9 protein-coding genes are annotated in these 8,497 nt (G+C 70.5%); 4 read left to right on the top strand and 5 right to left on the bottom strand.

The features are described from left to right. Positions 1 to 59: 59 nt before the first annotated feature. The 3 genes from D588_RS0109125 to D588_RS0109115 are packed head-to-tail and all read right to left on the bottom strand — an operon-like array spanning position 60 to position 1,598. Positions 60 to 659 carry a DNA-3-methyladenine glycosylase I gene (locus tag D588_RS0109125; protein ID WP_017915757.1) on the bottom strand — a complete coding sequence of 200 codons (600 nt, stop codon included), beginning with the start codon at positions 657 to 659 and terminating at the stop codon, positions 60 to 62. A gap of 31 nt (positions 660 to 690) precedes the next feature. Continuing rightward, positions 691 to 978: a YciI family protein gene (locus D588_RS0109120; protein WP_017915756.1), complete on the bottom strand. Its 288-nt coding sequence runs from the start codon at positions 976 to 978 to the stop codon at positions 691 to 693. A 41-nt stretch (positions 979 to 1,019) separates the two neighbouring features. Next, the gene (locus tag D588_RS0109115; RefSeq protein WP_017915755.1) at positions 1,020 to 1,598 is read right to left on the bottom strand and encodes a TetR/AcrR family transcriptional regulator; all 579 of its coding nucleotides are present in this window, start codon (positions 1,596 to 1,598) and stop codon (positions 1,020 to 1,022) included. Between the two features lie 382 nt (positions 1,599 to 1,980). On the opposite strand from D588_RS0109115, the gene D588_RS0109110 reads away from it, so the two are divergent. Further along, positions 1,981 to 2,478, top strand: coding sequence for a DUF1203 domain-containing protein (locus D588_RS0109110; RefSeq protein WP_017915754.1), 498 nt, complete (start codon positions 1,981 to 1,983; stop codon positions 2,476 to 2,478). A gap of 161 nt (positions 2,479 to 2,639) precedes the next feature. Here the strand turns inward: D588_RS0109110 and D588_RS0109105 are convergent, their stop codons facing one another. Further along, positions 2,640 to 4,142, bottom strand: coding sequence for an aldehyde dehydrogenase (locus D588_RS0109105; protein WP_026143539.1), 1,503 nt, complete (start codon positions 4,140 to 4,142; stop codon positions 2,640 to 2,642). A gap of 70 nt (positions 4,143 to 4,212) precedes the next feature. Then, positions 4,213 to 4,761, bottom strand: a complete 549-nt coding sequence (locus D588_RS0109100; RefSeq protein ID WP_017915752.1) for a cupin domain-containing protein — start codon at positions 4,759 to 4,761, stop codon at positions 4,213 to 4,215. A 199-nt stretch (positions 4,762 to 4,960) separates the two neighbouring features. On the opposite strand from D588_RS0109100, the gene D588_RS0109095 reads away from it, so the two are divergent. The 3 genes from D588_RS0109095 to D588_RS0109085 all read left to right on the top strand — a co-directional run. Next, positions 4,961 to 6,337 (top strand): aspartate aminotransferase family protein, encoded by a 1,377-nt coding sequence (locus D588_RS0109095; RefSeq protein WP_017915751.1) that lies wholly within the window; start codon positions 4,961 to 4,963, stop codon positions 6,335 to 6,337. 64 nt (positions 6,338 to 6,401) lie between these two features. After that, positions 6,402 to 7,514, top strand: coding sequence for an alanine dehydrogenase (gene ald / locus D588_RS0109090; RefSeq protein WP_017912338.1), 1,113 nt, complete (start codon positions 6,402 to 6,404; stop codon positions 7,512 to 7,514). A 26-nt stretch (positions 7,515 to 7,540) separates the two neighbouring features. Beyond that, the coding region (locus D588_RS0109085) for an aldehyde dehydrogenase family protein (RefSeq protein ID WP_017915750.1) at positions 7,541 to 8,497 on the top strand (957 nt) is incomplete at its 3' end.

The following is an 8,497-nucleotide window of genomic DNA, read 5'->3' as shown; positions in this document are numbered from 1 at the left end:
CGGACGCGCCGCCATCGCGGCCCGCCCGCCACGAGCGGCCGGGCCCGCGCATCCGCCGCTCACGGGCGGCGGAAACGCGTCCGCGCCCGTTCCACCTGCGCACGCACCACGCAGTCCTCGGCGTGATCGTTGACCAGGCCCATGGCCTGCATGAAGGCATACACCGTGGTCGGCCCGACGAACTTCCAGCCGCGCGCCTTCAGCGCCTTCGACAACGCCACCGATTCGGGCGAGGTCGCGCGCGTTTGCGCCGTGTCCGCCGCCGGCGCCTCGTAGCGCCAGACGAACGCCGCCAGCGACCCTTCCTGCCGCACCAGCGCCTGGGCCATGCGCGCATTGTGGATGGCCGCCTCGATCTTGCCGCGGTGGCGGACGATCCCGGGATCCTGCAGCAGCCGCGCCACGTCGCGGTCGTCGAATAAGGCAAGGCGCTGGTAATCGAAGTCGAGGAAGGCCGCGCGGAAGTTCTCGCGCTTGGCCAGGATGGTGCGCCAGCTCAACCCGGACTGGAATCCTTCCAGGCACAGCTTCTCGAACAGGCGGCGGTCGTCGTCGACCGGAAACCCCCACTCGCTGTCGTGGTAGTGGAAGAACTCCGGCGCCGCCGCGCACCAGCGGCAACGCGGGCGACCGTCGGGGCCAGGAATGGTGGCGTTCATGCGCAGGTCCTGTCGATGCCGCGACGCCGGCTCATGCCAGCAGGAACTCGAGGCCGGGTGCGGCCTTGGCCGGCGCCACCTCGACGATTTCGCTGCGCACCACGCCGGCCGCGACGAACGGGTCCGCCTGCAGCCGGCGCTCGAGGTCGGCGCGGCTCAGGCCATGCGCCAGGATCGCGCCGCCGGCCTGCGGCGGCAGGCTCCCGGCCAGCGCGAACACGCCATCGTCGAAGCCCTGCTGCAACCACTGCACATGCGCCTGCAGCAACGGCCCGGCCTGACTGCGATCGGCGGCAAAACGCAACAACACGATGAACATGAGCACGCTCCTGCGAATGGAAAAGAGGAAAACAACGCCGATCACGTGGCTGCCGGCGCGGCGGCAACCGCGTCGAGCCAGGCCTGCATGCGCCCGACCTCGCGCTGGACGAAATCCGCATCGCCGAACGCCTGCGCCAGCACCGCCACGCCCTGGCTGAAGGCCAGCACGTGCATGGCCAGCGCATCGGCCTCGGCGCTACGCCCAAGGCGTTCGAACTGCCGGCGCAGCCACTGGCGGAACAGGCCGAACAGCTGCGTGGCCTGCGCCCGCGCAGGGTGCTCGAGCTTGGACAACTCTCCGCACAAGCTTCCCACCGGGCAGCCATGGCGCATGATCGACGCCTGGTTGCGCACAACGATCTGGATGAATTGGCGAATGCCGTCGGCGGGTGCCACCGCTGCGTCTTCCCAGCCCTGCAGCATCGCCTGGGTCCGTTCCAGACGCAGCGCGATCACCGCATCCAGGATCGCGTCCTTGCTCTTGAAGTGGTGATAGAAGTTGCCGCGGGAGATGCCGACCGCATCGGCGACATCGGCGAACGAGGTGGCCGCATAGCCCTGCGCGTAGAACAGGCGGTCGGCCTCGGCGACGATGCGTGCGCGCGTGTCCATCTTCATCCCCCCGATCAGGCCAAGCCCCTTAGGACAATCATCCTAATGCCAGCAATGCGACTAGGTCAATCGACCTAGAACGACTGCCCGCCGCCGGTTGCCGCAGCGCTGCCACCGATCCGCTTGGCGCCGACGCGGACCGCCACGCACGCAAGGCCTGCGTGCTCGTGCGCGTAGCGTCGCCATGCGGGCCGACGGGTAGGACGACCCTCGCACGTACGTCGCGCCCCTCACCCGCCGCCGCGCGCTGCGAACGCCGCCACCGAGACGCCAGGCGCCACCGCCTCCATGCCGGATGCCAGGCGTGACCAGTGCCGTGTCCGAATGCGGCCGGCATGGCGGCACGCCGACCGGCACGCTGCGCGCTCCATCCGTTCCTGGAGCGCCCATGTCCAGCTTCCGTTGCGTCGGCCTGCCGGCCGCCGCGTTTGCCCTGCTGTTCGACCTCGACGACGCACAGCTGCAGGCACGTCACGCGCGGCGCCTCCGCGCCGACAGCGCGCTCGGCTACCCCTGCCGGATCAGCCTGGAGGACGCGCGGCCCGGCGAGGAACTGCTGTTGCTGCACTACCTGCACCAGCCCGCGCAGACCCCGTACCGCGCCGCCGGCCCGATCTACGTGCGCCGCCACGTCGCCACCGCCGCACCGGCGCCGGGCGAGGTACCCGATGCCATCGTCCGCCGCCTGATCTCGCTGCGCGGTTACGACGCTGGCGACATGCTGATCGCCGCCGACGTGCAGCCGGGCGAACGCATCGCCACCGCGATCGCCTGCGCCTTCGCCGACCCGCAGGTGCGCTACCTGCATCTGCATCATGCGCGGCAGGGCTGTTTCGCGTGCCGGGTGGAGCGGGAGCCGGGATTGGGGAGTCGGGATCGGGGATGAGTGGCTGCGCCGCGACCTGGAACGCCCCCGGCGTTGCAGGAGCGGCTTCAGCCGCGATGAGCACTACCGGAAACGCCCATCGCCGCTGAAGACGCTCCTACGACATCCGCAGCCGCAACCCCACTTTTCACCAATCCCGAATCCCCAATCCCGAATCCCCGCTACTCACCCAGATTGATCCACGTCGCCTTCATCTCCGTGTACTTGTCGAAGGCGTGCAGCGACTTGTCGCGGCCGTTGCCCGATTGCTTGTAGCCGCCGAACGGGGCGGTCATGTCGCCGCCGTCCCAGTAGTTCACCCACACGCTGCCGGCACGCAGCTTGCGCGCCACGCGGTGCGCGCGGCCGATGTCGCGGGTCCATACGCCCGCCGCCAGTCCGTAGTCGCTGTCGTTGGCCATGCGCAGGGCGTGCGCCTCGTCGTCGAAGGCGATCACCGACAGCACCGGGCCGAAGATCTCCTCGCGGGCGATGGTGTGTTCGTGGCCGACCTCGTCGAAGATGGTCGGCTCCACGTAGCAGCCGCCGGGCACCACCTCCACGCGCTTGCCGCCGAGCAGCAGGCGCGCGCCTTCGGCGTTGCCGCGGGCGATGTAGTCGAGCACGCGGTGGGTCTGGGTCTCGTCCACCAGCGCGCCCATCGCCGCGTCGTCGTCGAACGGATGCCGCGGCTGCAGCGCGCGGCCGGCGGCGACCACGCGTTCGACGAAGGCATCCTTGATCGAGCGTTGCACCAATAGACGCGAGGCCGCGGTGCAGACCTCGCCCTGGTTGTAGAAGATCGCCATCGCCGCCGCCTGCGCCGCCTGCTCCAGATCCGGCGCATCGGCGAACACCAGGTTCGGGCTCTTGCCGCCGCATTCCATGTACGCGCGTTTCATGTTCGACAACCCGGCGCACTGCAGCAGGCGCCGGCCGACCGCGGTGGAGCCGGTGAACACCAGCCCGTCCACGTCCATGTGCAGCGCCAGCGGCTCGCCGGCCCCCTTGCCGAAGCCCGGCACCACGTTGAATACGCCGTCGGGAATACCCGCCTCGGCGACCAGTTCGGCCAGGCGCAACGCGCTCAGCGGCGATTTCTCCGACGGTTTCAGTACCACCGAGTTGCCGGCGGCCAGCGCCGGGGCGATCTTCCATGCGGCCATCAGCAGCGGGAAATTCCACGGCACGATCGCGCCGACCACGCCCAGCGGCTCGCGGGTGATCAGGCCCAGTTCGTCCTGCCCGGTCGGCGCCACTTCGCCGTAGAGCTTGTCCACCGCTTCGGCGGTCCAGGACAGGCAGCGCACCGTCGCCGCCAGGTCCACCGCGCGCGCATCGCGCACCGGCTTGCCCATGTCCAGCGATTCCAGCAAGGCCAGTTCGTCGGCATGGCGTTCGACCAGTTGGGCCAGCGCCAGCAGGGTCTTCTTGCGCTGCGCGGGCTTGGCCTGCGACCAGTGCCCGGCCTCGAAACTACGCCGCGCCGCGGCGACCGCGCGGTCGATGTCCGCGGCCTCGCCCTCGGCCACGCGGCCGAGCAGGCGGCCGTCGATCGGGCTGATGCAGTCGAAGGTCTTGCCACTGGCGGCATCGACGTAGCGGCCGTCGATGAAGGCCTGGGTCCGCGGACGCAGCGTGTCGGCCAGCGCCTGCCAGGCGTCGCGGGTGCGGGGTGCGGTCATCGGGAACTCCTGCTGCGGCGGAAGGATCGAAAGCACGCGACGGCCGGCGGCGGCGCGGCGCGCATTCGGCTCAGAATGTGGCCGGCGTATTGGCGCTGACCAGCACCGCGGTGTCGCGGCCGACGTTGCGGAAGCGGTGCGGTACCCGGCTTTCGAAATAGTAGCCCTCGCCGGCGCGCAGCACCCGCACCTGGCTGCCGACGGTGATCTCCACCTCGCCGGCCACCACCACCCCGCCCTCTTCGCCGTCGTGCACCAGCATCGCGCTGCCGGTGTCGCTGCCCGGCGGCATCACCTCGCGCAGGATGCACATCTGCCGCTGCGGGCGATGCTGGCCGACCAGGTAGTAGTGGATGCCGTCGCTGCCGACGTCGGGCAGTTCGTCGGCGCGGTAGAACGGCGCATCGGCCGCGCCGGCGTCCAGGTCCTGGGTGAAGAATTCGGCCAGCGAGATCGGGATGCCGTCCAGCACCTTCTTCAGCGAACTGACCGACGGGCTGACCTTGTTCTGCTCGATCAGCGAGATGGTGCTGTTGGTCACGCCCACCCGCTTGGCCAACTCGCGCTGGCTCAGGCCGTGGGCGGTGCGAACCCGATGCAGGCGGGCGCCGATATCCATCGCGAATGGGAACGCCGGTGGCGGTGTTGCCGGATACTTTACACACCCGCCCCGGACGGTCAATTTCGGGCGGCGCGCCCGTGTTGCGGCGCAACCAGGAAAAGCCCGCCCGATTCGCGCGAATTGCGACACGCCGGGTCACACCCGGCGCAGCGCCATGGTGTAAAGTTTTTTCAACATCCCTCGCGTGGAGCCTGCGATGCGCCCTCAGCCGCCCCTCTCGTCCCAGGCGCTGTCCGACCATTACGCCGCGCAGGCCACCCGCGCGCCGGACACGCTGGAGGCGTTCTGGATGCCGTTCACCGCCAACCGCCAGTTCAAGGCGCGGCCGCGGCTGCTGGCCTCGGCCGAGGGCATGCACTACCGCAGCGTGGACGGGCGCCAGATCCTCGACGGCACCGCCGGCCTGTGGTGCTGCAACGCCGGCCACGCGCGGCCGCGCATCGTCGAGGCGGTGGCACGGCAGATCGCCACGCTGGATTTCGCGCCGACCTTCCAGATGGGCTCGCCGTTGCCGTTCGTGCTGGCCGAGCGGCTGGTGGAACTGGCGCCGCCGGGCCTGGACCACGTGTTCTACACCAACTCCGGCTCCGAGTCGGTGGACACCGCGCTGAAGATCGCGCTCGCCTACCACCGCGCCCGCGGCGAGGGCCAGCGCACGCGCTTCATCGGCCGCGAGAAGGGCTACCACGGGGTCGGCTTCGGCGGCATTTCGGTCGGCGGCCTGCCGAACAACCGCAAGGCGTTCGGCCCGCTGCTGCCGGGCGTGGACCATCTGCGGCACACGCTCGACCTGGAGCGCAATGCGTTCTCGCGCGGCCTGCCGACGCATGGCGCGGAACTGGCCGAGGACCTGGAACGGCTGGTGACGCTGCACGATGCCTCCACCATCGCCGCGGTGATCATCGAGCCGATCTCCGGCTCGGCCGGGGTGGTGCTGCCGCCACACGGCTACCTGCAGCGCATCCGCGAACTGTGCGACAAGCACGGCATCCTGCTGATCTTCGACGAGGTCATCACCGGCTACGGCCGCGTCGGCCACGCCTTCGCCGCGCAGCGCTTCGGGGTGACCCCGGACATGATCACCACCGCCAAGGGCCTGACCAACGGCTGCGTGCCGATGGGCGCGGTGTTCGTGTCCCACGCCATCCACGAGGCCTTCGCGCACGGTGCGGCCAACGCCATCGACCTGTTCCACGGCTATACCTACTCCGGCCATCCGCTGGCCTGCGCCGCCGCGCTGGCGACGCTGGACACCTATGCCGAGGAACAGTTGTTCGACAAGGCGATCGAGCTGGGTCCGGTGTGGGAGGAGGCGATCCATCGGCTGCGCGACCTGCCGCACGTCATCGACATCCGCAATTTCGGCCTGATCGGCGCGATCGAACTGGCGCCGCGCAAGGATGCGCCCGGCGCGCGCGCCTACGAGATCTTCGAGCGCTGCTTCCATGAAGGCGACCTGCTGATCCGCGTCACCGGCGACACCATCGCGCTGTCGCCGCCGCTGATCGTGGAGGCCACGCACATCGAGCGCATCTTCGCGGTGCTGGCGGACATGATCCGCAGCACGCCCTGACCCCTCCCTCACCCAACCCACCGCCCGCGCTCCCCACGCGCTGCGTCTGCCTGGAGAACCGCTCATGCTGGTCGGCGTTCCGAAAGAGATCAAGAACCACGAGTACCGGATCGGGCTGACCCCGTCCGGAGTGCGCGAACTGGTGCTGCACGGCCACCAGGTGCTGGTGCAGCGCGGCGGCGGCCAGTCCATCGGCCTGACCGATGCCGAGTACGAGCGCGCCGGCGCACGCATCGCCGAGGATGCGGCCAGCGTGTTCGCGCAGGCCGAGATGATCGTCAAGGTCAAGGAGCCGCAGCCGGAGGAATGCGCGATGCTGCGCCCCGGGCAACTGCTGTTCACCTACTTGCACCTGGCGCCGGATCCGCAGCAGGCCGCGGCGCTGCAGCGCTCCGGCTGCACCGCCATCGCCTACGAGACCGTCACCGACGGCCACGGCGGCCTGCCGCTGCTGGCGCCGATGAGCGAGGTCGCCGGGCGCATGGCGATCCAAGCCGGGGCGCATGCGCTGGAAAAGGCACAGGGCGGCTCCGGCGTGCTGCTCGGCGGCGTGCCCGGTGTCAAGCCGGCGCAGGTGCTGGTGATCGGCGGCGGCGTGGTCGGCATCAACGCCGCACGCATGGCGATGGGCCTGCACGCGCGGGTGACCGTGCTGGACCGCTCGCTGGAGCGGCTCAAGTACCTGGACGAACTCTACGGCCAGCAACTGACCACGCTGTACTCCACCCGCGATGCGATCGAGCAGTGCCTGCCGCACACCGACCTGGTGATCGGTGCGGTGCTGATCCCCGGCGCCGCCGCGCCCAAGCTGGTGTCGCGCGAGCAACTGGCGCTGCTGCGGCCCGGCTCGGTGCTGGTGGACGTGGCGATCGACCAGGGCGGCTGCTTCGAGACCAGCCACCCGACCACGCACCAGCAGCCGACCTACGAGGTCGACGGCATCGTGCACTACTGCGTGGCCAACATGCCCGGCGGCGTCGCCCGCACCTCCACCTTCGCCCTGACCAACGCCACCCTGCCGTTCGTGCTGCTGCTGGCCGAACACGGGCTGCAGGCGCTGCGCGACGACCAGGACCTGCGCAACGGCCTCAACGTGCACGCCGGCAAGCTCACCCACCGCGCGGTGGCGCAGGCGCTGGGCCAGGAGTTCGTGCGGCCGCTGGACGCGCTGGGCTGACGCTGTCCATCCGAGGATCGAGCACGATGCGCGACACCCTGTCCCACTACATCGACGGCCAGCCCGTCGCCTTCCGCGGCGACGAGCACGCCGAGGTCTTCGACCCGGCCACAGGCGCCGTCCAGCGCCATGTGCCGCTGGGCGCCGCGCATGCGGTGGAGATGGCGGTGCGTGCCGCCGGTGCCGCCTTCCCCGGCTGGGCGGCGACGCCGCCGCTGCAGCGCGCGCGGGTGCTGTTCCGCTTCCGCGAACTGCTGGAACGCCATGCCGACGCCTTGGCCCGCTGCATCAGCGCCGAGCACGGCAAGACCGTCACCGATGCGCGCGGCGAAGTGGTCCGCGGCATGGAGGTGGTGGAGTTCGCCTGCGGCATCCCGCACCTGCTCAAGGGCGAGCATTCGCACGACGTCGGCCGCGGCGTGGACGCCTGGAGCGAATACGCGCCGCTGGGCGTGGTGGCCGGCGTCACCCCGTTCAACTTCCCGGCGATGGTGCCGCTGTGGATGCTGCCGGTGGCATTGGCCTGCGGCAACAGCTTCGTGCTCAAGCCCTCCGAACACGCGCCCTCGGCGTCGCTGCTCCTGGCCGAATGGCTGCACGAGGCCGGATTGCCGGCCGGCGTGTGCAACGTGGTGCACGGCGCCAAACCGGCGGTGGACGCACTGCTGGCGCACCCGCAGGTGCAGGCGCTGAGCTTCGTCGGCTCCACTGCGGTGGCCGCCGACCTGTACGCGCGCGGCAGTGCGCTGGGCAAGCGCGTGCAGGCGCTGGGCGGGGCCAAGAATCACCTGGTGGTGCTGCCGGATGCCGACCTGGACGATGTCGCCGACGCCCTGCTCGGGGCCGGCTACGGCTCGGCCGGCGAACGTTGCATGGCGATCTCGGTGGCGGTGTGCGTGGGCGACGCGCTGGCCGACGCGCTGGTGGCCAGACTGGCGCCGCGCGTGGCCGCGCTGCGCCTGGGCGCGGGCCAGGCCGACGCC

The sequence above is a fragment of the Xanthomonas sp. SHU 308 genome, from assembly GCF_000364645.1.
Taxonomy (GTDB): domain Bacteria; phylum Pseudomonadota; class Gammaproteobacteria; order Xanthomonadales; family Xanthomonadaceae; genus Xanthomonas_A; species Xanthomonas_A sontii.
The sequence above is the reverse complement of the archived record's forward strand: the minus strand, read 5'-3'. Positions and strand labels throughout refer to the sequence as shown.

Bases quoted from the DNA above. Each gene is read 5' to 3' on its own strand.
- ald (WP_017912338.1), top strand. From the start codon at position 6,402: ATGCTGGTCGGCGTTCCGAAAGAGATCAAGAACCACGAGTACCGGATC.
- D588_RS0109095 (WP_017915751.1), top strand. From the start codon at position 4,961: ATGCGCCCTCAGCCGCCCCTCTCGTCCCAGGCGCTGTCCGACCATTAC.
- D588_RS0109105 (WP_026143539.1), bottom strand. From the start codon at position 4,142: ATGACCGCACCCCGCACCCGCGACGCCTGGCAGGCGCTGGCCGACACG.
- D588_RS0109120 (WP_017915756.1), bottom strand. From the start codon at position 978: ATGTTCATCGTGTTGTTGCGTTTTGCCGCCGATCGCAGTCAGGCCGGG.
- D588_RS0109110 (WP_017915754.1), top strand. From the start codon at position 1,981: ATGTCCAGCTTCCGTTGCGTCGGCCTGCCGGCCGCCGCGTTTGCCCTG.
- D588_RS0109100 (WP_017915752.1), bottom strand. From the start codon at position 4,761: ATGGATATCGGCGCCCGCCTGCATCGGGTTCGCACCGCCCACGGCCTG.
- D588_RS0109115 (WP_017915755.1), bottom strand. From the start codon at position 1,598: ATGAAGATGGACACGCGCGCACGCATCGTCGCCGAGGCCGACCGCCTG.
- D588_RS0109125 (WP_017915757.1), bottom strand. From the start codon at position 659: ATGAACGCCACCATTCCTGGCCCCGACGGTCGCCCGCGTTGCCGCTGG.